The 23,942-nt window shown below is 72.5% G+C and carries 29 protein-coding genes; 14 read left to right on the forward strand and 15 right to left on the reverse strand.

All coding sequences use genetic code 11. The features are described from left to right. Positions 1–12: 12 nt before the first annotated feature. The 3 genes from ACMXN5_RS44895 to ACMXN5_RS44905 form a co-directional block, all read right to left on the reverse strand. A complete protein-coding gene (locus ACMXN5_RS44895) occupies positions 13–831 on the reverse strand; it encodes an alpha/beta fold hydrolase (protein ID WP_439680629.1) in 819 nt (272 codons plus the stop codon). A gap of 107 nt (positions 832–938) precedes the next feature. Then, entirely contained in the window at positions 939–1,448 is a 510-nt protein-coding gene (locus ACMXN5_RS44900) for a flavin reductase family protein (protein WP_439680630.1), read from the reverse strand. 12 nt (positions 1,449–1,460) lie between these two features. Further along, a complete protein-coding gene (locus ACMXN5_RS44905) occupies positions 1,461–2,090 on the reverse strand; it encodes a class I SAM-dependent methyltransferase (protein ID WP_439680631.1) in 630 nt (209 codons plus the stop codon). Positions 2,091–2,206: 116 nt separating this feature from the next. On the opposite strand from ACMXN5_RS44905, the gene ACMXN5_RS44910 reads away from it, so the two are divergent. Next, positions 2,207–3,172 (forward strand): LLM class F420-dependent oxidoreductase, encoded by a 966-nt coding sequence (locus ACMXN5_RS44910; protein WP_439680632.1) that lies wholly within the window; start codon positions 2,207–2,209, stop codon positions 3,170–3,172. A gap of 189 nt (positions 3,173–3,361) precedes the next feature. Beyond that, positions 3,362–4,480 carry a carboxylate-amine ligase gene (locus ACMXN5_RS44915; RefSeq protein ID WP_439680633.1) on the forward strand — a complete coding sequence of 373 codons (1,119 nt, stop codon included), beginning with the start codon at positions 3,362–3,364 and terminating at the stop codon, positions 4,478–4,480. Positions 4,481–4,519: 39 nt separating this feature from the next. On the opposite strand, the gene ACMXN5_RS44920 is transcribed toward ACMXN5_RS44915, so the two are convergent. Next, the gene (locus tag ACMXN5_RS44920; protein ID WP_439680634.1) at positions 4,520–5,161 is read right to left on the reverse strand and encodes an STAS domain-containing protein; all 642 of its coding nucleotides are present in this window, start codon (positions 5,159–5,161) and stop codon (positions 4,520–4,522) included. Between ACMXN5_RS44920 and ACMXN5_RS44925 the strand changes: the two genes are divergently transcribed. From ACMXN5_RS44925 to ACMXN5_RS44945, 5 genes are all read left to right on the forward strand, one after another. Then, positions 5,111–5,566, forward strand: a complete 456-nt coding sequence (locus ACMXN5_RS44925) for a MarR family transcriptional regulator (RefSeq protein ID WP_439680635.1) — start codon at positions 5,111–5,113, stop codon at positions 5,564–5,566. The genes ACMXN5_RS44920 and ACMXN5_RS44925 overlap by 51 nt on opposite strands. 125 nt (positions 5,567–5,691) lie before the next feature. Continuing rightward, entirely contained in the window at positions 5,692–6,057 is a 366-nt protein-coding gene (locus tag ACMXN5_RS44930) for a hypothetical protein (RefSeq protein ID WP_439680636.1), read from the forward strand. A gap of 114 nt (positions 6,058–6,171) precedes the next feature. Continuing rightward, on the forward strand, positions 6,172–6,507 hold the full coding sequence (locus tag ACMXN5_RS44935) for an STAS domain-containing protein (RefSeq protein ID WP_439681420.1): 336 nt from the start codon (positions 6,172–6,174) through the stop codon (positions 6,505–6,507). Beyond that, positions 6,504–7,433: an anti-sigma factor RsbA family regulatory protein gene (locus ACMXN5_RS44940; RefSeq protein ID WP_439680638.1), complete on the forward strand. Its 930-nt coding sequence runs from the start codon at positions 6,504–6,506 to the stop codon at positions 7,431–7,433. Before ACMXN5_RS44935 ends, ACMXN5_RS44940 begins: the two co-directional genes overlap by 4 nt. Positions 7,434–7,540: 107 nt before the next feature. After that, positions 7,541–8,413 (forward strand): RNA polymerase sigma factor SigF, encoded by an 873-nt coding sequence (locus ACMXN5_RS44945; RefSeq protein ID WP_439680640.1) that lies wholly within the window; start codon positions 7,541–7,543, stop codon positions 8,411–8,413. A gap of 66 nt (positions 8,414–8,479) precedes the next feature. On the opposite strand, the gene ACMXN5_RS44950 is transcribed toward ACMXN5_RS44945, so the two are convergent. Then, complete coding sequence (locus ACMXN5_RS44950) at positions 8,480–8,725, reverse strand: hypothetical protein (protein WP_380032870.1); 246 nt, start codon at positions 8,723–8,725, stop codon at positions 8,480–8,482. A 63-nt stretch (positions 8,726–8,788) separates the two neighbouring features. After that, positions 8,789–9,589, reverse strand: coding sequence for a restriction endonuclease (locus tag ACMXN5_RS44955; protein WP_439680641.1), 801 nt, complete (start codon positions 9,587–9,589; stop codon positions 8,789–8,791). 210 nt (positions 9,590–9,799) lie between these two features. Between ACMXN5_RS44955 and ACMXN5_RS44960 the strand changes: the two genes are divergently transcribed. Beyond that, entirely contained in the window at positions 9,800–10,588 is a 789-nt protein-coding gene (locus tag ACMXN5_RS44960) for an aminotransferase class IV (protein WP_439680642.1), read from the forward strand. Positions 10,589–10,606: 18 nt separating this feature from the next. Here the strand turns inward: ACMXN5_RS44960 and ACMXN5_RS44965 are convergent, their stop codons facing one another. After that, complete coding sequence (locus ACMXN5_RS44965; RefSeq protein ID WP_439680643.1) at positions 10,607–10,960, reverse strand: hypothetical protein; 354 nt, start codon at positions 10,958–10,960, stop codon at positions 10,607–10,609. Here ACMXN5_RS44965 and ACMXN5_RS44970 point away from each other — a divergent pair. The 4 genes from ACMXN5_RS44970 (at position 10,950) to ACMXN5_RS44985 (ending at position 12,424) form a co-directional block, all read left to right on the forward strand. After that, positions 10,950–11,201, forward strand: coding sequence for a hypothetical protein (locus ACMXN5_RS44970; protein ID WP_395800961.1), 252 nt, complete (start codon positions 10,950–10,952; stop codon positions 11,199–11,201). The two genes, ACMXN5_RS44965 and ACMXN5_RS44970, sit on opposite strands and share 11 nt — an antisense overlap. Before the next feature lie 202 nt (positions 11,202–11,403). Then, the gene (locus ACMXN5_RS44975) at positions 11,404–11,610 is read left to right on the forward strand and encodes an SRPBCC family protein (RefSeq protein WP_439680644.1); all 207 of its coding nucleotides are present in this window, start codon (positions 11,404–11,406) and stop codon (positions 11,608–11,610) included. Next, complete coding sequence (locus tag ACMXN5_RS44980; RefSeq protein WP_439680645.1) at positions 11,607–11,966, forward strand: ArsR/SmtB family transcription factor; 360 nt, start codon at positions 11,607–11,609, stop codon at positions 11,964–11,966. The genes ACMXN5_RS44975 and ACMXN5_RS44980 overlap by 4 nt, the downstream gene beginning before the upstream one ends. A 14-nt stretch (positions 11,967–11,980) precedes the next feature. After that, entirely contained in the window at positions 11,981–12,424 is a 444-nt protein-coding gene (locus tag ACMXN5_RS44985; protein ID WP_395800967.1) for an SRPBCC domain-containing protein, read from the forward strand. 107 nt (positions 12,425–12,531) lie between these two features. On the opposite strand, the gene ACMXN5_RS44990 is transcribed toward ACMXN5_RS44985, so the two are convergent. Both ACMXN5_RS44990 and ACMXN5_RS44995 read right to left on the reverse strand, forming a co-directional pair. Further along, entirely contained in the window at positions 12,532–13,191 is a 660-nt protein-coding gene (locus ACMXN5_RS44990) for an NAD(P)H-binding protein (protein WP_439680647.1), read from the reverse strand. A 171-nt stretch (positions 13,192–13,362) separates the two neighbouring features. Further along, positions 13,363–14,010, reverse strand: a complete 648-nt coding sequence (locus ACMXN5_RS44995; protein ID WP_439680649.1) for a TetR/AcrR family transcriptional regulator — start codon at positions 14,008–14,010, stop codon at positions 13,363–13,365. A 142-nt stretch (positions 14,011–14,152) separates the two neighbouring features. Between ACMXN5_RS44995 and ACMXN5_RS45000 the strand changes: the two genes are divergently transcribed. Together ACMXN5_RS45000 and ACMXN5_RS45005 are read left to right on the forward strand one after the other, a co-directional pair. Next, positions 14,153–15,082 carry an NADP-dependent oxidoreductase gene (locus ACMXN5_RS45000; protein WP_439680650.1) on the forward strand — a complete coding sequence of 310 codons (930 nt, stop codon included), beginning with the start codon at positions 14,153–14,155 and terminating at the stop codon, positions 15,080–15,082. Then, the gene (locus tag ACMXN5_RS45005; RefSeq protein ID WP_439680651.1) at positions 15,079–16,356 is read left to right on the forward strand and encodes an MFS transporter; all 1,278 of its coding nucleotides are present in this window, start codon (positions 15,079–15,081) and stop codon (positions 16,354–16,356) included. The genes ACMXN5_RS45000 and ACMXN5_RS45005 overlap by 4 nt, the downstream gene beginning before the upstream one ends. Here the strand turns inward: ACMXN5_RS45005 and ACMXN5_RS45010 are convergent. From ACMXN5_RS45010 to ACMXN5_RS45035, 6 genes are all read right to left on the reverse strand, one after another. Continuing rightward, complete coding sequence (locus ACMXN5_RS45010) at positions 16,328–17,389, reverse strand: zinc-dependent alcohol dehydrogenase family protein (RefSeq protein ID WP_439680653.1); 1,062 nt, start codon at positions 17,387–17,389, stop codon at positions 16,328–16,330. The two genes, ACMXN5_RS45005 and ACMXN5_RS45010, sit on opposite strands and share 29 nt — an antisense overlap. Next, positions 17,358–19,400, reverse strand: coding sequence for an aldehyde dehydrogenase family protein (locus tag ACMXN5_RS45015; protein WP_439680654.1), 2,043 nt, complete (start codon positions 19,398–19,400; stop codon positions 17,358–17,360). Before ACMXN5_RS45015 ends, ACMXN5_RS45010 begins: the two co-directional genes overlap by 32 nt. After that, entirely contained in the window at positions 19,397–20,398 is a 1,002-nt protein-coding gene (locus ACMXN5_RS45020; RefSeq protein ID WP_439680656.1) for a helix-turn-helix domain-containing protein, read from the reverse strand. Before ACMXN5_RS45020 ends, ACMXN5_RS45015 begins: the two co-directional genes overlap by 4 nt. Positions 20,399–20,589: 191 nt before the next feature. Then, entirely contained in the window at positions 20,590–21,819 is a 1,230-nt protein-coding gene (locus ACMXN5_RS45025; protein WP_439680657.1) for a thioester reductase domain-containing protein, read from the reverse strand. Then, complete coding sequence (locus ACMXN5_RS45030; protein WP_439680658.1) at positions 21,816–22,742, reverse strand: ACP S-malonyltransferase; 927 nt, start codon at positions 22,740–22,742, stop codon at positions 21,816–21,818. Before ACMXN5_RS45030 ends, ACMXN5_RS45025 begins: the two co-directional genes overlap by 4 nt. Continuing rightward, positions 22,739–23,917 (reverse strand): NAD(P)/FAD-dependent oxidoreductase, encoded by a 1,179-nt coding sequence (locus ACMXN5_RS45035; protein ID WP_439680659.1) that lies wholly within the window; start codon positions 23,915–23,917, stop codon positions 22,739–22,741. The genes ACMXN5_RS45030 and ACMXN5_RS45035 overlap by 4 nt, the downstream gene beginning before the upstream one ends. Positions 23,918–23,942: the final 25 nt, after the last annotated feature.

The raw sequence follows: 23,942 nt of genomic DNA on the forward strand, positions 1-23,942 counted from the left end.
GCCGACGCCGCATCAGAGGACCTCCCGCAGGCGCGCGGTGAACCCGGCGGGGTCGTCGACGAAGCCGGTGTGGTCGCCGGGGAAGAGCACGGGTTCGCTGCCGAGGGCGCCGGCGAGGGCTCGGGAGGCGCGGTCGCAGAGTTGTCCGGTGGAGGCCTCGCCGATGCCGACGATGATGCGCGTGGCCACCGTACGCAGTGCCGCGAGGTCCGGGCGCCAGTGCGTGGTGGACCGCAACTCGTGGGCGAACCAGCGGAGTTCGTCGGCCTCCTCGCGCGGGGCGCGTTCCGCGCCGAACATCGTCTCGACCACGCCGTCGGGCAGCAAGATGCCGGCCTGGGCCAGGAACCCGGTCCAGGCGCCGGTGACGTCGCCGCGCAGGCGGGTGGCGATGATGTCGTCGGTGCCGGCGTGGAGGTGCTCGCGGTCGTCGAGGAGCTCGACGAGTGGGGGTTCGTGGGCGACGACGGTGTGTACACGGTCGGGGCGGGTGCCGGCCAGGGCCAGGGCGGTGACGGCTCCGCCGCTGGAGCCCAGGACGGCGGCCGGGCCGAGGTCGAGCCGGCCGATGAGCCGGGCCAGGTCGGCGGCGCGCAGTTCCGGGGTGGAGTCCTGGTCGGGATCGTCCAGGGGGCTGCGGTTGATGCCCCTGGGGTCGGTGGTGAGCACGGTGTGGTCGGCGGCGAGCAGATCGGCCAGTGGCGCGAAGGCGGCGGCGTCCATCGGGGCGCCGACGAGCGCGATCAGCGGGCCGCTGCCGCGTACCTCGTAGTGCAGGCGCGCGCCGGGGACGTCGAGGGTGCCGGTGGTGACGGAAACGTTCGTGGTCATGGGTCCTCCTCGGACGGCGAGGCGGTCGTTCCGCCTCCTCACCATGACGACGAACGGGAACCGGCCCGATCGACACGGGCGTCGAGAATTCCTGTGCCGCGCGGTCTTCAGGCGGGGTGGCCCGGGTGCAGGTCGCGCACGGCGGAGAACATCAGCGGGGTGTGGTGCTCGCGCGGGGGGCCGGCGTCGTCGGTGCCGGCGTCGGGTTCGATGGGGGCGAGCACGAATCCGGTGTGGTCGCCGAGCCGATCCAGACGGTGCAGGACCGTGCCGACGATGCGTACCGGGCAGTCGGTCAACAGCGGCACCCCGGCCGGACCGGGTTCCCAGGCGCAGTGGGCGAACTTGTCGACGTGGTCCCCGGTGCGCTCCCCGAACAGCGCGGCCAGCGCGTGCTGGCGCTCTCCCAGCGCGTGGACGGCCAGTACCGGCGAGGCGAGCGCGATCCGATGCGTGTGGTTGACGGCGGACACGCACACCAGGAATCGCACCGGCTCCATGCCGCACTGCGACGCGAACCCCACCAGGCATCCGGAGCGTTCGCCGGTGTCGGGATGGACCGCCGTCACGACGAACATGGGGTAGTCCAGCGTGTCCGCGAACCGTTCGAACAACACCGGGCGTTCTCCCTAGCGACGGCGGGCCAGCAGGTGGGTGTCGAGGAAGCCTCGTTCGGTGGCGGGGTCGTGGAGGAGCTGGGCGAACGGGACGAGCCCGGCCTCGGTCAGCAGCTCGGCGAGGCGGTCCGCCGGCCAGCTGTAGGCGGGTGCCACCTTGTGGTCGAAGCGGATCGGCTCCGGCCCGTCGGTCCCGAAGCACGAGACCAGGAGCAGGCCGCCCGGTGCCAGGACCCGCACCTGCTCGGCGAGCAGCGCGGGCAGTTCGTCGGGCGGGGTGTGGATCATCGAGTAGTGGGCCAGTATCCCGCCGAGCGCGGCGTCCTGGACCGGCAGCGCCTCCATCCGCGCCTCGTCGAAGCGCAGCGTCGGATGTGCCCGCCGGGCGTGTTCGACCATGGCCGGGGAGAGGTCGAGCCCAAAGGCGTCCAGCCCCAGTTCGTGCAGCATGGCCGTCAGATGTCCCGGCCCGCACCCGACGTCGGCCACCCGTGGGTTGCCCGTCCCGCGTACCAGCTCGGCGAAGGTGCCGATCATGTTCCGCGAGAACGGATGTGTCTCCAACCGATCGGCGAACAGCGACGCGTACAACTCGACGACGCCGTCGTAGGCCACCCTGGTCTCGTCCCGGTGCTCCGTCACGGAAAGGCAAGCTAGCATCGCGCGCGCCGCTCCGGGCGAGAGGACACGGCGAGGCGGATGGCTGCCCGACGGTATCGACCGGTTTTCCGTCGCTCTCGCCGGGCACCGGCCCTCCCATGGTGAAAATCGGCTACACGATGATGACCGAGCAGGCCGGTCCCAAGGATCTGGTCGAGCACGTGGTGCATGCCGAGCGGGTCGGATTCGACTTCTCGGTGACGTCGGACCACTACTTTCCGTGGCTCGACGTCCAGGGGCACGCGCCGCACGCGTGGACCGTGCTGGGCGCCGCGGCGCGGGCCACCTCGACGATTCCGTTGATGACGTACGTGACCTGTCCGACCATGCGCTACCACCCGGCGATCGTGGCGCAGCAGGCCGCCACGCTCCAGCTGTTGTCGGACGGGCGGTTCCGGCTCGGGCTGGGTTCCGGCGAGAACCTCAACGAGCATGTGGTGGGCGGCGGTTGGCCCGCCGTGGACGTACGGCAGGAGATGTTGGCCGAGGCCGTGGAGATCATCCGCGCGTTGTTCGCGGGCGGCTACGTCGATCACCACGGCACACACTACGACGTGGAGTCCGCGAAGTTGTGGGACCTGCCCGAGTGGCCGCCGCCGATCGGGATCGCGGTGTCCGGCGAGCAGAGTTGTGCGCTCGCCGGCCGGTCGGCCGACCTGGTCATCGCGACCGAGCCGGACGCGGAGCTGCTGGCCGGGTTCGACCGGCACGGCGGTGCGGGCAAGCCGCGGGTGGGGCAGGTTCCGGTGTGCTGGGACCCCGATCGGGACGCGGCGATCCGGCGCGCGCACGAGCAGTTCCGCTGGTTCGGCGGGGGTTGGAAGGTCAACTCGGAACTGCCGGGTACGGCGGGCTTCGCGGGCGCGACGCGGTTCGTGCGGCCGGAGGACGTGGCCGAGGCGATCCCGTGCGGGGACGACGTGGACACGTTCGTCGAGGCGGTACGCCCCTTCGTCGAGGCCGGGTTCACCGAGGTCGCCCTCATCCAGGTCGGCGGCGATACGCAGCACGAGTTCCTGGACTGGGCCCGCGACAGGCTGCTCCCGGCGCTGCGCGAACTGTGAACCGCGCTTCGGTGGTTTCGGCCCGGAGTGGAATCGCCATCGGGGGGAAGCAGTCGATCGCGACGCCGACGTCCGGAGTCGCGTGACCATCCGCCCGGTGACTCGAGACGCCCGGGGAACGCGCCCCCCGCGTCCCCCGGGCGACTCGTTCGGGCGGGGTCGCGAACCCAGAGGGCGAGGAGCTGTCCGGTGATCACTCTCGGCGTCGAGGAGGAATACCTCCTCGTCGACCACGACAGCGGTCTGCCCGTCCCGCGTTCGCCGGCGGTGCGCGCGGCGGCGGGATTGCAGGCCGCGCTGGACGACGACGAGGTGCAGCCGGAGCTGCTCCAGGTACAGGTCGAGACCGCCACGCCCGTGTGCGAGACGCTCGACGAGATCGGCGGCCACCTGCTGCGCCTGCGCCACGCGGTGGCCGAGGCCGCGGAGCAGTGCGGATGCCGGCTCGCCGCGGTCGGCACCGCGCCCTTCGCGCCGGACGGGCCGATACCCGTCACCGACAAGGAGCGCTACCGGTCCCTGCACGTCGACGCGGCGCGCCTGGTGGACGAGGCGTTGATGAACGGGATGCACGTACATGTGGCCATACCCGATCGTGGGGCGGGCGTCGCCGTGCTCAACCGGATCCGCCCCTGGTTGTCGGTGCTGCTCGCGATGTCGGCGAACTCGCCGCTGTGGCACGGGGACGACACCGGATTCGCCAGTTGGCGCACGCTGGTTTTCGGGCGCTGGCCGGTCACCGGTACGCCGCCCCGGTTTCGGGACGCGAACGACTACGATCGGCGGCTGGACGGGCTCACCCGTGCCGGAGCACTGGTCGATCGGGGCCGGGTGTACTGGTCGGCGCGGCTGTCGGAGCGGTTCCCGACCGTCGAGGTGCGGGCCATGGACGTGCAGCTGCGCGCCGACGACGCGGTGATGCTCGCGGGGCTCGTGCGCGCGCTGGTGGCCACGGCGCTGCGCGAGCACGCGGACGGCCGCCCGGAACTCGCCCTCGCGCCCGAACTCCTGGACGCGGCCGTCTGGCAGGCGGCCCGCCACGGCCTGTCCGGCACCCTGATCGCCCCCGACGACGGCCGCCCGCGACCGGCCACCGAGGTCGTCGCCGCGCTGCTCGCGCACGTCGGACCGGAATTGGATCGGGCGGGCGACACCCGGCGGGTGAACTCCCTGGCCGGGCGGCTCCTGCGCGAGGGCACCGGCGCCGAACTGCAGCGTCGAGCGCTTGCGGCGGCGGGGCGTTCGGGCCTGACGCGCATGATCACCGCACATACGGCCGGCTGGTCCCTGGACGAGCCGCACGCGTGAGGCCCCCGGCCCGCTGCCGCGGCATCGGGTCGTGACCGGTCACGGTCGGACGGGCAGGGCGAGCGGGGCGAACAGGTGTGCCATGTTCGTGATGGCCAGGATGCGCCGCAGCCGGTCGCCGGGCGCGAGGGCGAGTTCGACCCTCACGTCGGCGGCCTTGGTCCGCGCGTGCAACAGGACGTGAAGCGCGGTGCTGTCGCAGAAGGTCACCCCTCGCATGTCCACGTCGACGCGGCATGCCCCGTGATCCAGCGCGGTGTCGAGGGCGGAGCGCAGCAGCGGCGCGGTGTCGATGTCGATTTCCCCGCTGACGCGCAGGAGCACGCGATCGCCGTACGGCATGACCCGTACGCGCAGGTGTGTGGCCGTTTCCCGATGGCGACGGCCGGGGCGACGTGCCGTCGCGGCGGGGGCCGGGCGACGGCTGCGGGGTCGGCGTGAAGACATGGATGTTCCCTCACACGTCTGGCAGGTGGGGACCGGTCGCAAGCGCGAAACGGGGGCAGTGGGGACCGAGCCGGGTCGATCCTTCTCGTCAAGGATCCGACGCGAGCCAACATGCGTCAAGTTATTCAGGAACTTCATTTCAGGTATCGTGTTGCCGGAACAAACGACCTTACGATGGGCCTCATGAGTGATGCGGACGCGTCCCGACCGTCGTGGACGTTTTTCACCAGCCATGCCCGTGTGCTCTCGGTGATCGCCCGGGATCCCGAGGCGAGGGTGCGCGACATCGCGGCCGTGTGCCTGCTGACCGAGCGCGCCGTCCAGGGCATCCTGGCGGACCTGGAGGCCGGCGGATATCTGACCCGGCAGCGCAACGGACGGCGTAATACGTACCGGGTCGTGCCCGGAACAGAGGTGCGGCATCCGGCGGACCGGGGCCGGGCCGTCGCCGACGCGCTCGACCTGCCGGTGGAGTCATTCCCCGGCGGGTCCGGCACGTCGGCCCCTTCCGGCGGCTCCGGCGCGCCCGGCTCCGGGGTGCCCGGGGATCGTGATTCGCCCGGCGACCACGGCGGGCACGGCGACCGTGAAGCGCCGGGGCGCGCGGACGAGGGGCCCTTCGAGCACGAGGCGCATTGACGATCGCCGGCGGACGCGACTCGGCGTCCGCCGTCGCCGTACGCCTGAAACGCGCGGCAGCGGGCATGCGCATGGTTCGAACGATTCGGATCCCCGAACATGTGCTGCCGAAGGGACTGCGTGAGATGAGCGATCCGCTTGCCCTGCCGTTCGTCGACGAGGCCGAGGACGGCGAACTCGATCCCAACCAGGCGCCCTTGGGCGCGACGGTACGAGTACCGGCGTACGCCGGGATGGCCGCCGGCGATGTCGTCACGGTGCGCTGGGAGAGTTCCGACGGGGCCGTGTTCGAGGAGTCCGCCCCCGTCCCGGGCAACGGCGTCGGACATCCGGTGGTCTTCCGGATCCCCGCCTGCGAGCTGCTGCCGCACATCGGCTCCCGGATTCGGTTGAGCTACGACGTCGACGGCGCCGCCTCCGCACCTCGGCGCACCTCCGACGTCGTGGTCCTGCGGGTCGACCTCCGGGAACGGCTGTTCCCCACCGCTTGATGCTCACGATTTCGGCCTGGTTCGGCGGGGCTCGCCCCCGCCGGGTGGAGCCCGGCGGGGGTTTGGAGACACGCGCTAGGATCCGCCGGGAAGGGCGGTGGGACTTTCGTGGCGATGGTCTATGCGGACGGGGTGCTCCGAGTCGAGCGGCTCGGGCCGCCCTCGGTGGTGCGGTTGGCGGGGGAGGTCGACGCGGACAACTGTGTGCACGTACGTTCCGCGTTGGACGCCCAGCGGGCCGGTTACGCGGGGGATGTGTGTGTGGACGCGGCGTTCCTGGAGTTCATCGACGTGGCGGGGGTGCGGACCCTGGTGGAGACGGCGGGGCGCATGCCTTCGGGCCTGTCGGTGGTCGTACGCTCGGCCTCGGCGGAATTGTGCGACCTGGTGACCCTCGCGGGCTGGGACGGGGCGCCCGGGCTGGTGCTGGAGAAGGCGGTGCGGCGATGACCGTTCGCGTACCGGACGTGTTCCGTCACGATGCCCTTCTCTATGCCGGTCTCGACGACTTCGTCGACCGCACGGCCACGTTCGTCCGCGCGGGCCTCGAAGCGGACGAGGCCGTCGCCGTCGCGGTGATCGAGCCCCGCGCCGGTGCGCTGCGCAAGGAATTGGCCGCCGACGCCGAGCACGTCACCTGGATCGACATGGAACGTGTGGGCCGCAACCCCGCGCGGATCATCCCCGCCTGGCGCCAATGGACCCATGACCAGGGCGCCCGGGCGTTCCGCGGGATCGGCGAACCCATCTGGGCGGGCCGCTCCGAGGACGAACTCGTCGAATGCCGCCACCACGAATCCCTGCTCAACCTCGCGTTCGACGGCGTGCCGTGGCAACTCCTGTGTCCGTACGACGTCACCACCCTCGCCCCCTCGGTCATCGACGCCGTTCGGCACTCCCACCCCCGGGTCCTCGACGCCGGCGCCGAACACCGGCACGCCCACCCCGGTCCGGCCCACTACGCCGCGACACTGACCGGACCGCCGCTTCCGGACGCCCCCGAGCACGCCGAACACCTCGTCTTCGCCGCGGGGGAACTCGCGCGCGTGCGCGCCTTCGTCCGCGGTCGGCTCGGCGAGGCTCCTCGGGCGTATGTCGGACACGCCCTGTTGGTCGTCACCGAGATCGCCGGCAACAGCATCATCCACGGCGGCGGCCACGGCGAGGTCAGCCTGTGGGACGAGGGCACGACACTGGTGTGCGAGATCCGCGACGCGGGCAGGGTCGACGACCCGCTGGCCGGACGGCACATCCCGCACCCGGACGTCGAGGGCGGACGCGGCCTGTGGATCGCCAACCAGCTCTGCGACCTGGTCCAGATCCGCTCCACCGACTCCGGCACGACCGTGCGGCTGCGCCTGAACCACGACCGGTAGCGGGTGCGCCGCGGCGTGGGTGTGACCACCGACTCACTCGAATGGGTGTACTGGTCAACGATTCGGGTAGGGGGCTCGTGCCGATTCGACGACCCCAAGGAGCCGAGATGACCTTGTCCACGGTGAGCGTGTCGACCTCCGCCGACTCCGCGAGCGCCGCGCCGGAGGGTGGGACGGTCGGCGGACTCCCGCGGATCGAGGACCCCACGGCGGTGGGGGCGGTCGACGCGCGCGCGATGTCGAAGGTGTTGTTCGCGCGGCTGAAGGCGCTGGAGGAGGGCACGCACGAGTACCAATACGTGCGCAACACCCTGGTCGAGCTGAACCTGCCGCTGGTGCGGTACGTCGCCGGCCGGTTCCGCTCGCGTCCCGAGACCACCGAGGAGATGGTCCAGACCGGGACGATCGGGCTGATCAAGGCCATCGACCGGTTCGATCCCGCGCGCGGGGTCGAGTTCCCCACGTTCGCGATCCCGACCATCTCCGGCGAGATCAAGCGCTTCTTCCGCGACACGTCGTGGTCGGTCCACGTGCCGCGCCGTCTCCAGGAACTGCGCCTGGAACTGGCTCGGGCCCGCGAGGCGTTCACGACCGAACACGACCGGGAGCCCACCTCCGCCGAACTCGCGGAGCGGTTGGGTGTGAGCGTGGAGGAGGTCGACGAGGGCCTGATCGCCTCCGCCGCCTACTCCACCGTGTCCCTCGACGCCCCCGCCCCCGACGACGAGGGGTCCACGCCGGCACTGGCCGGCCGGGCGGCGTTCGTCGAGCCCGGTTATGCGATGACGGAGAACCTGGTCGCCCTCAAGCCGCTGATCGCCGCACTCGGCCCGCGCGATCGGGAGATCCTGACCCTGCGCTTCGGCGAGGAGTTGACCCAGTCCGAGATCGGCGAGCGCCTCGGCATCTCCCAGATGCACGTCTCCCGGCTGATCAGCCGGACAGTCGCGACCCTGCGCACCCAGCTCCTGGCCGACTGAACCGCGGGGCGGTCGCCGGGGGGCGGGTGCTTTCGCCGCCCACCCGGCGGCGCTGCCCGGCGTGGGCTACGCGTCGGCGATCCGGGCGCTCCAGCCGTCCTCCAACTCGGCGCCGTCCACGGTGATGGCCTCGACCGTCCTGCCGGCCGGATCGATGTCGGCCTGCACGCCGTCGCCCGCGTAGCGCGGATGGCCGGTGGCGCCCTCCTCGCCGGTGGGCCGGACCGTCGCGGACCGCACGGCCGGCCCGCGTGCCGCCGGCGGCATGTCCTGCGTGTTGTACGGATAGATCAGCACCTCGAAGGTCTCCATCCCGCGCGTGTACCCCGGAACGGCCCGACCCACGAGCGCGGTGGTCGACGAATCCGGGACGGGTCAGTCGGGTAGGGGCGCGGCCCCGTCCAGCCGGGCCTCGGGGTATGGGAGGGTCGCCGCGAGGGGTTCCGTCGGCGGGTTCGCCGCCGCGCCGAGCAGGGTCGGAAGGTCGGTGCCGGCCATCCAGCGGCCGAGGGACCTGCGGTCGACGGTCACGATGTCCTGGGCTCGGGCGAGGCGGCGAGCGGGTGCGGTGAAGCGGGAGTTCGTGACGAGTATCGCGACGTCGGCGGCGTGCACGGGGCGGGCGGTACCGACGAAGCGCTGCATGTCGGGACTGCCCACGGCGCGGGTGCGGCCGAGCCGCTTGCATTGCACGACGAGACTGCGACCGTCGGGCAGCCGGGCGACGACGTCGGCCCCCAGGTCGCCGGCGCCACCGCTGACCACCACGTCGCGGCACCCGTCACGGCGGCACAAGTCCGCGACGTGCTCCTCGAATCGGGGTCCCGTCATGGCGTCGACGGTGGCGAACGAGACCGCGCGTGCCCGAGGATTCACCCGCCTGCGCGGTGCCCACCGCCGTGCCTCGGAGCGGGTCGCGGCCCGGAACAGGCCGCATACGTACAACACGCCCGTCGCCACCACGCCGACGCCCGCCATCGCCGCGAGCAGATCCCACTGCCGCCGCACACCGCAATACGCCGCGACGACACACACGATCGGGGCGAGCCACCAGAACGCCCGGTCGTAGGCGACGAATCCACCGGTTGGTGCCGCCGCCGTCCCGGTGTGGGACCCGGGCAGTCCTTTGCCCGACGCGGATTCGGGATCGTCGATCGTGGGACGTATCGCGCTCACAGTCCGCTCCTTGCTTCCCGCTCCCCGCCGACTCCCCGCCGACTTCCTGCCGAAACCGCCGACCGTGCCGGGCAACTCGCCGACATGCCACCGAAGTTCGGACGTTTCTGCGGCTGCCCGCGATCATCGACGCCAACCCTCGCGTTTTCGAAGACACGCCCGCACCGGGCCGCCCCGAATCGGCCGGGTGGGGTGGCTATTGTCGGGGGCATGGGTGATCTGGTGGGGGTGCGGGTCGAGGTCGACGGGCGGGCCACGACGGTGGAGCGGCTGCATGCCGTTGCCGTGGGAGGCTATGGGCACTTCACCGCGATGCAGGTGCGTGGTGGGCGGGTGCGAGGGCTGGCGGATCATCTTCGGCGGCTCGACGCGGCCAGTCGGGAGTTGTTCGGCAGCGCCCTGGACGGGGAACTGGTTCGGCGGCATATCCGGCATGCGCTGGCCGACGATGTCCTCGACGCGTCGGTGCGGGTGCATGTGTTCGCGGCCGACGAGGGCGGGGCGTTCACGGTGCTGGTCTCCGTGCGGCCACCGGGGGACATGTCGGGCGCCCCGCAGGCGTTGCGGTCCGTTCCGTACCTGCGGACCGTGCCGCACATCAAGCGGGTCGGGGACTTCGGGCAGGCCCACTATCGGCGACTGGTCGCCCGCGAGGGCTTCGACGAGGCGCTCCTGACCGGTCCGGACGGGGTCGTCGCGGAGGGCGCGATCACCAACATCGTCTTCCACGACGGCACTTCGCTGATCTGGCCGGACGCGCCGGTCCTCGAGGGCATCACCATGCAGTTGCTCGAACGGGCGCTTTCCGCAGGGCCGTTGCCCTCGCGGCGCGGCCCGGTCCGGCTGTCCGAGGTGGGTTCGTTCCGGGCCGCGTTCGTGACGAACTCGCGCGGCATCGCGCCGGTCCGGCTGATCGACGACGTGTCGATCCCCGTCGACACCGCGCTGGCGGCGACGCTCGGCGAACTGTACGCGTCGGTCGTGTGGGACCGGATCTGACGACCAGTCGGCGGGCGGCTACTCCCAAACCGTGGCTTCGAACATGACCGCGCTGCGCGTGGGCACACCGGTGATGCGCAGGTAGGCGGTGTGGCCTTCGTCGGTCTGCAGGCACACGCGCATGCCCTGGGACAGTTCGCCACTCGTGTAGGTGCCGCGCTTGGCGATCGCCTGGGCGCAGTCGTCCCGGGTCGGTTCGGGGCCGTCGGGCGGGGCGATGGCCACGACGTCGGCCGACTTGATCGGGCCGATTGCCAGGTCCGGGAGGTTGAACCCGACGAATGCGTCGGCACCCTTGGATCCGGGTTGGGCGAATGGCGACGAGGTGTCCAGGTCGACGTAGTGGGCGTCGGGTTTGAGGGTGATCTTCACCGGTCCGGCGAGCGTCTTCGCGGGTGCCTTCGGCGCGGACGAGGTCGCCGGGTCGGTCCCGGGTTTGGCCCCGGGCGACCCGTTCCCGCCGCTCGACGCGGGGGTGCTGATCGGGGCGCTGTTGTTCGTCGACTGTGACTTGTTGTCGTCGGAATCCGACTTCGTGGCCACCTGGATCGTCACGATGATCCCGACGACGGGGATCACGATCCCGACCACCCACCAGGCCCACTTCGGTTGATCGCTCACAATACCCCCGTATATACGTCGTCCGAGCGCGGCGAGCCTACCACCGGCTTTCGGCCGGGAGCCGGCTCGAACACGCGGGGTACGAAACGACCGGCGCGACACGCGGCTCGCCTTCTCATGCAACCAATGGTTGCATGTCTGCAAGGGTGTCGGCTAAGGTGATGTGCAACCAAACGTTGCAGAAGGTGGCCCGCATGGCATTCGGAACGATCGAGCGGGAGATCCACATCGACGCCTCACCCGAGGTCGTCTTCGACGTGGTGAGCAGCCCCGAACACCTGCGCGAGTGGTGGCCGGACGAGGCGAAGGTCGCCGCCGTGTACGCCGAACACACCACCGGCTGGGACCACTACCTGCCTCGGCTGCCGACGTATGCCGCGAAAGTCGGAGCGGGTGCATGAGCGTGGTGGTGGACGACGACCTCTGGTCGGCGGTCGGCGACCCGATCCGGCGCCGCATGCTCGACCTGCTGCTGAACGACGGCAGCGGGACGGCGACCAGCCTGAGCGAGCACCTTCCGGTGACCCGCCAGGCGGTGGCCAAGCACCTCGTCGTGCTCGATCGGGTCGGTCTGGTACACGCCACCACCGCCGGCCGCGAGCGGCTGTTTCGCGTCGATCAGGCCCAACTCGCCCGCGCCGTCGCCCAACTCGCCGATGTCGGCGCCACCTGGGACGCCCGCCTGCGGCGCGTCAAGCGCATCGCCGAGACGATCCGGCGCGCCAGGGAATCGACCGACGAGACCGGAAAGCAGTAGAGAGGAACAGCGACATGGCAGACATCCTTCACCGCATCGGCGTCGAGCACGCCTCGCCGGAGCGGGTATACGAAGCACTCACCACCGTGGCCGGCCTGGCCGGCTGGTGGACGGAGAAGACATCGGGGGAGACCGACCTCGGCGGCGTGCTCGAATTCCGGTTCGGGCCGGGCGGGTTCGACATGAAGGTCGTCGAACTCGACCCGGGACGCGTCGTGCGCTGGGAGGTCGTCGACGGGCCGGAGGAGTGGGTCGGCACCCGTGTGGAGTGGAACCTCCGCCAGGAAGGCGACTTCACCATCGTGCTGTTCAGGCACGAGGGCTGGCGTGAGCCGGTCGAGTTCATGCACCACTGCAGCACGAAATGGGCCGTCTTCCTGATGAGCCTCAAGCAACTCCTGGAGACCGGCGAGGGTGCCCCCGAGCCCCGCGACGTGCGGATCGGCGACTGGCACTGACCGGCCGGCGCCGACGGGGCCGCGTGCGCGGAGGATGACGACGGCGCCGACCGGACGGTCGGCGTCGTCCCCCGCCCCGGTGTCTTTCGCGGTGCCGGCCCGAGGGGTCAGCCGGCGACCGTCGTGACCGCCTCGTCCACCGGCACGCTCCCGCCGATCAGTTCCAGCGTCAGGCCGGCCGTTCCGGGGGCGTCGAGCAGGGCGGCGAGCACGGCCGCCACATCGTCGCGGGTGACGGGCCCGCGCCCGGTGGACGCGGCCAGTTCCACCGTGCCGGTGCCCGGTTCGTCGGTCAGGCGCCCCGGTCGCAGGATGGTCCAGTCGAGTCCGGCCCGTGACCGGACATCGGCGTCCGCCGCGCCCTTGGCGCGCAGGTAGGCGGCGAAGACCGGGTCGGTGCCCTCCGGGGGTTCCCCGTCCGTGCCCATCGCGGACACGACGACGAAGCGCCGTACGCCGGCCGCCTCGGCCGCGTCCGCGAACAGGGCGCAGGCCGCGCGATCGACCGTGTCCTTGCGGGTCGCGCCGCTGCCCGGCCCCGCGCCGGCGGCGAATACGGCCGCGTCCGCGCCCTCCAGATGCCCGGCGACCTCCGCGACCGTCGCCGACTCCAGGTCGCACACGACGGGTTCGGCGCCCGCCGCCAACACGTCGCCCGCCTGCTCCGGCCGGCGAATGATCCCCGCGACCTCGTCTCCACGCCTATGCAGCAGCCGTGCGAGCCGCAGCGCGATTCGACCGTGACCACCCGCGATGACAATGCGCATGCGCACGACCATACGCCCCGACGGCGATCATCACGCGACCCCACGCGCTTCCGCTCGGCGACCCTTGGCGCGAGCGGCGATACCCACCGCAAGGCCGCGCCGAACGAGAGCTCCGACCACGCCTGCCGACGCGCACGAGGCCCCTGCGCTCGACGGCGCCGGCCCGCGGGGTCAGTCCTTGCGCCACAGTTCGTCGTAGCGCTCTGCCGAGGGCGGCCGGCCGGGGAGCGGGTAGTCGGTGTTGTCCGGGCGGGCGCGCAGGCCGTCGAGGACCAGGGCGACCAGGCGCTCCCGGGCGTTGGCGTCCGCCGTCGTCGGCACGGGTGGGCGTCGGGAGAACTGCTCGATCACCCGGAAGATGTCGACGGTGGTGGCGTCGGCGCGCAGGACACCCGCGGCGTGGGCGCGGGCCACGACCTCCTCGGCCAAGCGGTCCGAGACGCGCCCCGCCTCGGCCATCTCCGCCGTGAAGCGGACCGTCCCGGCGATCGGCGCGAGGGAGCCCGGCCCGAAGTCGACACATTCACGTACATAACCGGCCAACCCCTCCCAGGGGTCCTCGGCGGCGAGCGCGGTCCGCGCGGCCTCCGAATACTGCTCGGCCGCCGACACCGTGAGCTTCTGGAGCAGTTCCTCCTTGGTGCCGTACCGCCGGTACAGCGTGGCGATGCCCACGCCCGCGCGCTCGGCGACCGCGGACACCGGCGCGTCGGCGCCCTGGCTCGTGAAGACCTCGCGCGCCGCGGCGAGCACTCGCCGGTCGTTGCGCGCCGCCTCGGCCTGGCGGCCGCGTTTGCGCGGCTGTTCGCTCGTGGTCATGGTCACCAGGATATCCGTTGCGGAGTGAATCACTCCGTTATAGTTTAACGGAGCATTTCACTCCGTTATTTTTCGCGGCGGCGCCGGTCCACGCCACGTGCGCGGTCCGACCCGCCGCTTCGGTCGCCGAGGAGGCGGAGCCATGAAGGCCGCAATCGTCAGGGAGTTCGGCGGACCCGAGGTCCTGCACATCGCCGAGATCCCCACCCCGCACGCGGGTCCGGGCCGGGTGCGCGTCCGGGTGCGCGCGGCCGGTGTCATGCCCTTCGACACGGCTCTGCGCGCCGGGCGGTTCCCGCCCGCGATGACGCCCCGCTTCCCGGCCGAACCTCTCGTGCCCGGCAACGAGTTCGCGGGCGTGGTCGACGAGGTCGGCGAGGGGGTCACGGGGCTACCACCCGGAACGGAGGTACTCGGTTACGCGACCACGGGGGCGTACGCCGAGTTCATCGTCGTCCCCGCCGACCAGGTCGCCCGCAAGCCGCCGGCCATGCCCTGGGAGATCGCCGCGGGGCTGTCCGGCAACGGGCAGGGCGCGCACATGGCCCTGCGGCAACTCGCGGTCGGCCCGGGGGACATCGTGCTGATCAACGGCGCCGCGGGCGGTCTCGGCACCATCGCCGTACAGCTCGCCAAGGCATGGGGAGCCGCGACCGTCATCGGCACGGCGAGCGAGCGCAACCACGACTACCTGCGCTCGCTGGGCGCGGTCCCGGTGACCTACGGCCCGGGCCTGGTCGAGCGGGTACGGGCGATCGCCCCGGACGGCGTCGACGCCGCACTCGACGCGGCGGGCCCCGAAGCGCTCCGCGACTTTGTCGAACTCACCGGGGACCGCGACCGCGTGCTCACCATGATCTCCGACGAGGCCGCCCGCGAACTCGGCCTGCGCGCGTGGAGCGGCGTACGCAGCGGCGAACTGCTGGGGGAGCTGGCCCAGTTGTGGAGCCGGGGCGGGTTCGCCGTGCACCTTCGTGAGACGTACGCGCTGGCCGACGCGGCGCGGGCGCATCGCGCCGTCGAGACCGGCCACGGCCGCGGCAAGGTCGTTCTCGTGGTCGATCCGTCATGACGGCGGTACACGATGTGGCGCCGGTGGGCGGTGTGCGGGGCCGGGACCTCTTCGACGACCGGCGGTTCCGGCTCCTCTTCCTGGCACGCACGATCTCCGTACTGGCCGCCGCCTTCGGCCCCGTCGCGCTGGCCTTCGGTGTCCTGGACCTGCCGGGCGCCAGTGCCACCACGCTGACGATCGTGCTCACCGCGCAGACGGTGCCGCAGATCGCCCTCATGTTGTTCGGCGGAGTCGTCGCCGACCGGATCTCCCGCACCCGGCTGATGCTGACGGCGGAACTGTCCTCCGCCGCGGCGTTCTTCGGCCTCGCGGCGATGTTCGTCACCGGACACGCGCCGGTGTGGGGGATCGTGCTCCTCGCCGCCGCCACCGGCATCGCACTCGCCCTCTACTACCCGGCGCTCACGGGCGTGGTACCCGAGATCGTCCGGGACGAGCACCTCCAGACCGCCAACGGCGTGCTGCGCCTCGGCGTCAACAGCGCGCGCCTGCTGGGCATGGCGGCGGCGGGCGGCGCGGTGGCACTGGTCGGCGCCGGATGGGCGCTGGCGGTCAACGGTGTCGGGCTCGTGGTGTCCGCGGCGCTGCTCGCGGCCCTGCGCCCGACCCCCGGGACGGATCGGGGCCGGACCTCCATGGTGAGCGATCTCCGGGAAGGCTGGCGGGAGTTCGCGTCCCGCCGGTGGTTGTGGGTGATCGTCCTCCAGTTCGCCTTCGTGATCGCCGCGATGCAGGCCGCCTTCGGTGTCCTCGGTCCCGTGGTGGCGAAGGCCGATCTCGGCGGAGCGCCGGCCTGGTCGACGATCCTGGCCGGACAGGGACTCGGCACGCTGGCGGGCGTGTTCGTGGCCATCCGCCTCCGTCCCCGACGGCCCCTGCTGGTGGCCACGTCGATGGTCTTCGCGGCGGCCCTGCCGATCGCCCTGCTGGGCATCGGCGCCCCGGTGTATGTCGTCGCCCTCGGCGCGTTCGTCACCGGGGCGGCCTTCGACGTCTTCGGTGTGATGTGGGAGACCACGATGCAGCGGGAGATACCGCGCGAGGCGCTGTCGCGCGTGGCGGCGTACGACGGGCTCGGCTCCTTCATGTTCGGCCCGCTCGGCCTCGTCGCCGCCGCCCCCCTCGCGGACGCCGTCGGCGCGCACCACGCGCTGCTGCTGTGCGCGGCGCTGATCGTGCTGGTGACGGTGGGGGCGCTGGCCGTCCCCGAGGTGCGAAACCTGCGCGGCGCGACCCGGGTGGTCAACGATCGGGTCGTCGCGTCGGGGTGACCAGGACCTTCAGGGCGCTGCGCTCGTCCATCGCGCGGTATCCGTCGGCGATCGATTCGAGGGTGACCACGCTGTCGAACACCGGTGAGGGGTCGAGGGTGCCGTCGAGCACGCGCGGCAACAACTCGGGGATATAGGACCGGACGGGGGCGATGCCGCCGCGCAGGGTGAGGTTGTGCATGAACAGCGTGCCGACGTCCAGACCGTCGCCGCTGCCGTGCGGGGCGCCCACCCATCCGATCGCGCCGCCCGGACGGGTGACGCCGACCGCGGTACGCATCGCCTCCGCACTGCCCACGGCCTCGATCGCGGCGTGCACACCGTGTCCGCCCGTCGCCTCGCGGACCGCCGCCACGGCCGCCTCACCGTGTCCGGTGATCGTGTCGGCGGCGCCGAACTCGCGGGCCAGGCGCAGGCGTTCCGGGTGTCGGCCGAGCGCGATGACGTGCTCCGCGCCCAGCAGACGCGCGGCCAGTACGGCGCACAGCCCCACCGCGCCGTCGCCCACCACGGCCACCGTCGCCCCGGGCCGCGCGCCGGCGCTCACCGCCGCGTGGTAGCCGGTGCCCATGACGTCGGTCAGCGCGAGCAGCCCACGCAGCAGCCGCTCGTCCGAGGCGGCCTCGCCGGGCACCTCGACCAGGGTCCCGTCGGCGAAGGGCACCCGGACGCCCTCGCCCTGGCCGCCGTCGGACCCGACCGCGCCCCACATCCCGCCGTTCGTACAGGAGGTGGGCAGGCGTTCCGAACAAAAGACACAGGTCCCGTCGGACCAGGTGAACGGGGCGAGCACCAGGTCGCCGGGGCGCACCGAGCGCACCCGGGAGCCGGTGGCCACGACGGTGCCGACGAATTCGTGCCCGATGCGCTGTCCGGGCACCCGGGGGGACTGCCCTCGGTAGGCCCACAGGTCGCTGCCGCACACACACGAGCGCAGGACCCGGACCACCGCGTCGTCGGGCTGCTCCACGCGCGGGTCGGGTACGTCCTCGACCCGGATGTCATAGGGGGCGTGAATGGTGGTGGCGCGCATGCGTCGTGTCCTTGTCTCCGGCGCCGGCGGGCCGGTCGGCGGTGAGGGTGACGAGGTCGAAGTCGGCGACCGGTCGGGCGTCCTGGTTGACGATCTCGACATGCCAACGCACTTCGCCGTGCCGGGCACCGGGGCGGGTGGTGATCCGCCGGGCGGTCAGGGTGACGGTCAGCGCGTCGCCCGGTCGTACCGGGGCCAGGAAGCGCAGGTTTTCCAAGGCGCGGTTGGCCAGGACGGGTCCGGGTTCGGGTGGGACGAACATGCCGGCCGCGAGGGACAACACCAGGTAGCCGTGGGCGACGATCCCGCGAAAGAGCGGATGCCCGGCCGCGCCGGCCTCGTCGGTGTGCAAGTAGTAACGGTCGCCGGTGAGTTCGGCGAAACGGTCGATGTCATCCCGGGTGACCGTGCGCGGGCCGACCGTCACGGCGTCGCCGGGGCGCACCTCGCCGAGGTAGCGCCGCAGGGGGTGTGTGGGGCCGTACGCGCGCGCGGCACCCGGCTCCCATCGGTCGGTGACGGCGGCCAGGTGCCCTGGCGAGGCCCGGATGCTCGTCCCGCGCGGTCGGTCGAGGAACGGACCGAGGCAGTCCGGGTCGTCCGGGGCGCTCGGCTCGGCGGACGGAGCACGCGGGTCGACGACCTCGACGCGGCTGTGCGTCGGGGTCAGTGCGCGTACCAGGTCGCGGGCCGTCGCCGGGTCCTCGGTGACCACCCACCCGTGCAGGCCGCGACCGCCGAGGGTGAGCACGTCGCGGATGTCGGCCGGGGAGCGGTACGGCAGCAGCGTGCCGACCGGCCCGAACGCCTCCACCTCGTGCAGCTCGCGGCGCCCGGAGTCGTCGGCGACCAGCAACACCGGCGGCAGGTAGGCGCCGAACCGCCCCTCCTCGGCGACCGCGGCGATCCGCGCGGGCGTGCCGCGAATCGTCCGGGTCGCCCCGCGCAGCCGGGCGACAGCGGCCAGGACGCGCCGTCGATGCGACGCGTCGATCAGCGGCCCCATGCCCACCCCGGACGGGTCCGGATCACCCGGTCGGACCGCGTCCAGGGCGGTGGCCATCGCCTCGGCCACCACGTCCACCAGCGGCGCGGGTACGAAGGCCCGCCGCACCGCCGCCCTCGTCTGCCCGGTGTGCGCCGTCATCACGGCCACCAGCCGATCCACGAACACCGTGAAGGCCGCCGTGCCCGGTACGCCGTCGACTGCCAGCACCGCGCAGTCCAGGGCATCGGTGGCGAAGTGCGTGTGCGGCGCGGCCCGGAGTGTCGCGAGCCGACCGCGCACCCGCCGGGAGGTGGCCGACGTCCCGGTGAAGCCGAGCAGGTCGTGTGCGCCGAGATGGTCGGTCAGGGGGGTCGGGCCGGATACGAACTGAATTGCCCCGTCCGGGACTTCGCCACTCTCGACGATCCCCCGGACCAGGTGTGCCACCACCTGCGCGGTGCGGTGCGACGGCCGGACGATGACCGGCATGCCCGCGACGAACGTGTCGGCGAAAGCGCCGAGCAGGCCGGTCGCGGGCAGGCTGAAGCCGCCGATCCGTACCGCGACACCGGGCGGCGCGTCGAGCACCGACCGGCTCGCCGAACCCCGTACCCCGGGGCCGTCGTCCACCAGGAGCCGTCCGTCGGTCGTGGCCCCGCCGTCGGCCAGCCGCCGGGTGATCGCCGCGGCGCGCCGCCGCATGACCTCCAACCCGCCGTCGATGTCCCGTCCGGCGTCGGCCGGCGAGGTGCCCAGGTGGGCGAGGAGGCGCACGAACTCCTCCCGCCGGCCCGCGAGATGGCGGCCCAGCCGGTGCATGGACCGGGCCCGCGCGGCGAAGTCGGTGCCGCGCAGCGCGGGGATGCCCACGGCGCGGGCGTACCCGAACGCCGGGGCGGCGTCGATCCCGGTCGTGGTCACCCGGAAGACCTCGTGTCCGTGCACCGCGTGTCGGCGTGCGATTCCGGCGTCGGTGGGCGGTTGCCATCGGCCGCACAGATAGTGCGGCACCGGGCCGGTCACGGTCGGCCCCCTTCGCCCGGCGCGCACAGGGCGGGTTGCCGTGCCGTGGGATCCGCCGTCTCGGGTGCCGAGATGTCGTTCGGCGTGAATCCGGCCCGTGCCGCCGACCGGAACACCGAAGGCGACAGCGAGTAGGTTGCCTTGAACGTGCGTTGGAAATGACTGAGGTCCCGATATCCGACCCGCAGGCAGATGTCGGCCACCGGCAGTTCGCTTTCCAGCAGAAGTGAGCGCGCCAGTTCCATCCGGAGTTCCGTGACGAAATCGATGAATCTGTGACCGGTTCGTTTCTTGAAGGTCCGCGAGAAGTGGTATTTGCTCATGTGCGCGGCCCGGGCTGCCAGTCCGAGGGTCAGTTCGTTGTCGGCGAATTTCTCCCGGATGAAGGACAGGGCCGAGTCGACCTGTTCCGCCACCGGGTCGGCCTCCGGGAGTTCGGGGGCCGCGGGCGTGTCCGGCGCGTCCGCGCGCAACCGGCCGGTGAACCACAGGAGTTCCTCGACGAAGCCGCTCAGCGTGCCGTGCGTTGGCTCGGCTGGTGTCGCGCGCTGCCGGGGGATGGCGGCCGGCGGGCCGGGTACGGTCAGCGCGCTGGGGATGACCACCGCGTCCAACGCGGCCAGCACGACCCGGAGATGGTCCACCGCATGGCTCCCGTGCGCCGCGCCCACCGAGACCAGGCCCACCGGTTTACGCCGCACCGGACCGCCGGCGAGGTGGTCGAGGGCGAGTTTGATCTCGCCGGAGCAGGAGTTGTTGCGGACGGCGGTCAGCAGCACCAGCGCGTGGGCGCCGGCAGCCGAGGCGCGAAGTCGCTCGCGGGGCACGGCGTCACGGCCGGCCGGCCCGACCCGAAGCCACTCGGGTCGACGGCCGGCGACCGTGCCGATCATGGTGTCCAGGCCCGGAAGGAGCCGTGTTCCGTCGAAGGAATACTCGGGAGTGTCACTGACGATGAGAACGACAGGAGGAATCGTTAATGCGAACGGCTGAACCATGATCGAGCTCCCCGTGGATCGTGTCTCGATAACACTAGGGAGGCGTGCGTCAAGGCCGTGTGAGCGTTCTCCATGGCCCAGTCGGTTGTTCCTTACGCCGACAATACGAATCAACCGGCCGCCGCACCGGTCGAGGGGGCGGGACGAAAAGCGGTCGAAATCCCGATCGTTGCCGAAAATTCGGGGGACCGTCATGCCGGGAATCGTGGTGTGGCGGCCGGCAGGAAACCCACCGACTCGAAGTAGTCGAGATGGGCGTCGATCAGCCTGCCGTCGAGCGCCGGGCCCCCGATGTCGGCGTCGTCCGCCCCGGCCGGATCGCCCTGCGGGTCGGCGACGGGCGGTCGAGCGGTTCCGGCGAGCAGCGCCCGGTAGGACGTCAGCAGCAGGCTCGCCCGGGTGAGCGCGCCGTCGTGCCCGTGCCGCGCGTCCCACAGGCGGGCGCACCACTCGTCGGGCGGCACCACGGCGACGGGAAACCGCCGCGCCACGTGTTCGAGCAGCGTGCGCAGCGACAGCGCGGACGAGTTGAGCAGGTAACGCACCGGCGTGCCGGACGAGTTGCCGGGATTTCCGCGCACGATGGCGCGCGCCACATGGTCCACGGGCGTGAACGACACCCGGGAGGCGGCGACGTCGGGCGCCGCCCCCAAGAGCACCACGGCGCGGACGAGATTCCAGATGGCATCGTCGAGTTGGCACGCGCCGGTGACCGAGTGGCCGCCGATCCGCCCGGGGCGGTACACGGCGACCGGCACACCCCGCTCGCCGGCCTGGTGCACCAGCCGCTCCGCGACCCATTTGCTCGTCACGTAGCCGGTCGCCGCCGGCCCGGACGGCGGGGGTTGCCCGGCGGGATCGGCCGGGTCGGTGGACAGCGCGGCGGTGGAGACGAAGTGCACCGGCTTGACGTGATCCGCACAGGCCAGCCGCAACACCTCGGCGGTACCGCGTACATTGGCGTCCCGCAGTGGCGCATATCCCGCGACGTGCCCGACCCGCGCCCCGCAGTGCTGCACGACGTCGACACGTTCGGCGAGCCTGGACCACGATCGTGGGGCCAGGCCCAGGCGCGGCCGGGTCAGGTCGCCCACGATCGGGACGATCCGGGCGGCTGTGTCGGTGTCCCACAGCAGGTAGCGCCGCATCGTCTCCTGGAGGCGCCGGCGCGCGTGTTGCGGGCCGTCGGCGCGGACCAGGCACCACACGTCGTCGTCGGTGCGGTCCAGGAGTTCGCGCAGGAGGAAGGCGCCGAGGAAGCCGGTCCCGCCGGTGAGCAGGACCCGGCGGTCGCACGTGGGCCGGCGCGGGGCGAACGGGGCGGTCGGGACGATGTCCGGGGCGAGCAGCGCGTCGGCGCGCGGATCCGCGCCGCGTGCCGCCGGTCCGGTGCGGGCGAGGTCGGGAACGGCGCGGATCATGCGCGGCCTCCCGCGTGTGCACGGCCGGCCGGCTCCGGCGCGGAGGCCGCGTCGCCGATGCCGACGAAGGGCATCGTGCGATCCCGGCGGCCGAGTCGGAGCAGCGTGTCCCCGGGCCCCGCGTCGATCAGTCCGGGCACGCCCGACTCGCGTACCGCGCGCAGCGCCTCGTGCCAGCGGACCGGCAACACGAGCCCCTGCGCCAGCCGTTCGCGCACGTCGTCGGGATCGGTGTGCGCCCGTGCGTCGATCGCCGAGACGAACCGTGCGGCGCCCGGGCAAAAGTGCACGGCCGCCAGCCGGGCGCGCCAGTGCGGGACCGCGTCCATCATGAGCGGACTGTGGAAACCCCCGGCGATGGGCAACGGCTCCGCACGCAGGCACAGTTCGGCGGCCATCCGCACCGCCTCGTCGACGGCCGCCGGGTCGCCGGACAACACGACCTGGCGTGCGCTGTTCAGGCCCGCGACCTCCAGGATGCCGCCGCGCTCGGCCAGTACACGACGGCGCAGCCACTCGATGTCGGTGGGCCCCGCGCCCACCACGGCGACCATCGCGCCCGGCCGGCGGAGGTTTTGCGTCCGACACAGCGCGCCTCGCGCGAGCGCCAGGTCGAACGCGTCGCGGGTGTCCAGGAATCCGGCGCACGCGGCGGCGGTGAGTTCGCCGAGGCTGTGTCCGACCGCCACCGCCGGCCGGACGCCCGGTCCGAAGGCGGCCTCGACGGCGGCGATGCCCGCCGCGTACACGGCCGGCTGATTGACGGCCGTGTCGGCCAGGTCCAGGGCATCCGGGTCGACCGCGTCGAAGGTGTCGAGCAGCCGGACCACGAGCGGGTGCCGGCGGTGCGTGTGCAGGGCCGCCGCGAGCGTGGCGGCCCTGGTGCCCTGGCCGGGGAAGGCGAGGCCGAACGTGGTGGTCATGCGGGTACCCGCCCCTCCTGGAGTACGTCCGTCAGGTCCGGCGCCGGTCCGGCCGCCCGGTCGAGGAACAGCCGGGTCAGCGCCGGATCGTCGGCGATCGCGGCCAGCCGTTCGCGCCCACGGTCGGGGCGCAGCCGGGCGAGCGCGAGGGCATCGGTGTAACGGTCGGCGAGCCACCGGTCCCGGTGCCGGGCGAAGCGCCGCAACGCCGCCCGAAGGAGCGGCTCGTCGTGCAGGTCGGCGCCCACACAGGCGGCGAGCAGGGCGGCCTGCCGAAACGCCGAGGTGATGCCGTCGGCGGTGATCGAGTCCTTGTGGTGGCCGGCGTCGCCGACCAGTGCCCAGCCCGGACCGGACGCGCGACGGAAGAAGTTGAGTTGGCTGCCGCAGCCGAAGAGCCGCTCCACCCGGGTACCGGCCCTGGCCCGCTCGGACAACTCGGGTGCCGCCGCGGCGAGACCGTCGAGGTAGCCGGCCTCGGGGCGGGTCCGCAGGGAGGCGTAGGCGGCCTGCGGGCGGTAGACGCCGATCAGCGTGCGGCCGTCGTTGGTCGGCACGCAGCCCACCCAGTGTCCGCGCACGGCGTACGCCTCGAACCGGTCCGCGGGGACCCCCTCCCAGTAGCCGTAGTAGACACAGCTGAGCACGGGGTTCTCCCGGGTCACCGGCGCCCGGACGGCGTTCGCCACGACGGACCGCATGCCGTCCGCGCCGACGACCAGCGGGGCGGTGTCGATGCCGGTGTTCGCCCCGGCACGCCAGTGCACCCCGACGGCCCGTTCGCCGTCGAAGACCACGTCCGTCACCGCGCAGTGCTCGCGAAACTCCACGCCCGCGGCGGTCGCGGCCTCGGCGAGCACGGTGTCGAGCAGATACCGGCGCGGCGCGTAGGCCGCGTCGATGCCCCGGATCGGGGTCGGTGTGCCCGCCAGGGTCACCTCTCCCATGCGGTGCGTCGCGGCGGTGATCGGCGGGCAGCCGGTGGCCGTGACCCGATCGAGTACGCCCCACGCGTCGAGCAGGGCCACGCCCGGCTGATGGATGTACAGGGTGGACAGCGTGTCGCGCGGAAACCGGGCCCGTTCCAGCATCAGGACGCGGTATCCGGCGCGGGCGAACAGCATGGCCGTCGGCGCGCCCGCGCAGCGGGCACCGACGACGATCACGTCGTACATCGCGAACTCCTTGCTCCCGGCCGCC

The organism is Embleya australiensis, assembly GCF_051903075.1.
In the GTDB taxonomy this organism is placed as follows: Bacteria; Actinomycetota; Actinomycetes; order Streptomycetales; family Streptomycetaceae; genus Embleya.

Coding starts and splice junctions, on each gene's coding strand:
- ACMXN5_RS44975 (WP_439680644.1), top strand. CDS start 11,404: ATGGCATTCGGAACGATCGAGCGGGAGATCCACATCGACGCCTCACCC.
- ACMXN5_RS44935 (WP_439681420.1), top strand. CDS start 6,172: ATGGTCTATGCGGACGGGGTGCTCCGAGTCGAGCGGCTCGGGCCGCCC.
- ACMXN5_RS44960 (WP_439680642.1), top strand. CDS start 9,800: ATGGGTGATCTGGTGGGGGTGCGGGTCGAGGTCGACGGGCGGGCCACG.
- ACMXN5_RS45035 (WP_439680659.1), bottom strand. CDS start 23,917: ATGTACGACGTGATCGTCGTCGGTGCCCGCTGCGCGGGCGCGCCGACG.
- ACMXN5_RS44980 (WP_439680645.1), top strand. CDS start 11,607: ATGAGCGTGGTGGTGGACGACGACCTCTGGTCGGCGGTCGGCGACCCG.
- ACMXN5_RS44895 (WP_439680629.1), bottom strand. CDS start 831: ATGACCACGAACGTTTCCGTCACCACCGGCACCCTCGACGTCCCCGGC.
- ACMXN5_RS44990 (WP_439680647.1), bottom strand. CDS start 13,191: ATGCGCATTGTCATCGCGGGTGGTCACGGTCGAATCGCGCTGCGGCTC.
- ACMXN5_RS44950 (WP_380032870.1), bottom strand. CDS start 8,725: ATGGAGACCTTCGAGGTGCTGATCTATCCGTACAACACGCAGGACATG.
- ACMXN5_RS45010 (WP_439680653.1), bottom strand. CDS start 17,389: ATGCGCGCCACCACCATTCACGCCCCCTATGACATCCGGGTCGAGGAC.
- ACMXN5_RS44985 (WP_395800967.1), top strand. CDS start 11,981: ATGGCAGACATCCTTCACCGCATCGGCGTCGAGCACGCCTCGCCGGAG.
- ACMXN5_RS44995 (WP_439680649.1), bottom strand. CDS start 14,010: ATGACCACGAGCGAACAGCCGCGCAAACGCGGCCGCCAGGCCGAGGCG.
- ACMXN5_RS44930 (WP_439680636.1), top strand. CDS start 5,692: ATGAGCGATCCGCTTGCCCTGCCGTTCGTCGACGAGGCCGAGGACGGC.
- ACMXN5_RS44945 (WP_439680640.1), top strand. CDS start 7,541: ATGACCTTGTCCACGGTGAGCGTGTCGACCTCCGCCGACTCCGCGAGC.
- ACMXN5_RS45000 (WP_439680650.1), top strand. CDS start 14,153: ATGAAGGCCGCAATCGTCAGGGAGTTCGGCGGACCCGAGGTCCTGCAC.
- ACMXN5_RS45025 (WP_439680657.1), bottom strand. CDS start 21,819: ATGATCCGCGCCGTTCCCGACCTCGCCCGCACCGGACCGGCGGCACGC.
- ACMXN5_RS45005 (WP_439680651.1), top strand. CDS start 15,079: ATGACGGCGGTACACGATGTGGCGCCGGTGGGCGGTGTGCGGGGCCGG.
- ACMXN5_RS45020 (WP_439680656.1), bottom strand. CDS start 20,398: ATGGTTCAGCCGTTCGCATTAACGATTCCTCCTGTCGTTCTCATCGTC.
- ACMXN5_RS45030 (WP_439680658.1), bottom strand. CDS start 22,742: ATGACCACCACGTTCGGCCTCGCCTTCCCCGGCCAGGGCACCAGGGCC.
- ACMXN5_RS44920 (WP_439680634.1), bottom strand. CDS start 5,161: ATGGCTGGTGAAAAACGTCCACGACGGTCGGGACGCGTCCGCATCACT.
- ACMXN5_RS44940 (WP_439680638.1), top strand. CDS start 6,504: ATGACCGTTCGCGTACCGGACGTGTTCCGTCACGATGCCCTTCTCTAT.
- ACMXN5_RS44910 (WP_439680632.1), top strand. CDS start 2,207: ATGGTGAAAATCGGCTACACGATGATGACCGAGCAGGCCGGTCCCAAG.
- ACMXN5_RS44925 (WP_439680635.1), top strand. CDS start 5,111: ATGAGTGATGCGGACGCGTCCCGACCGTCGTGGACGTTTTTCACCAGC.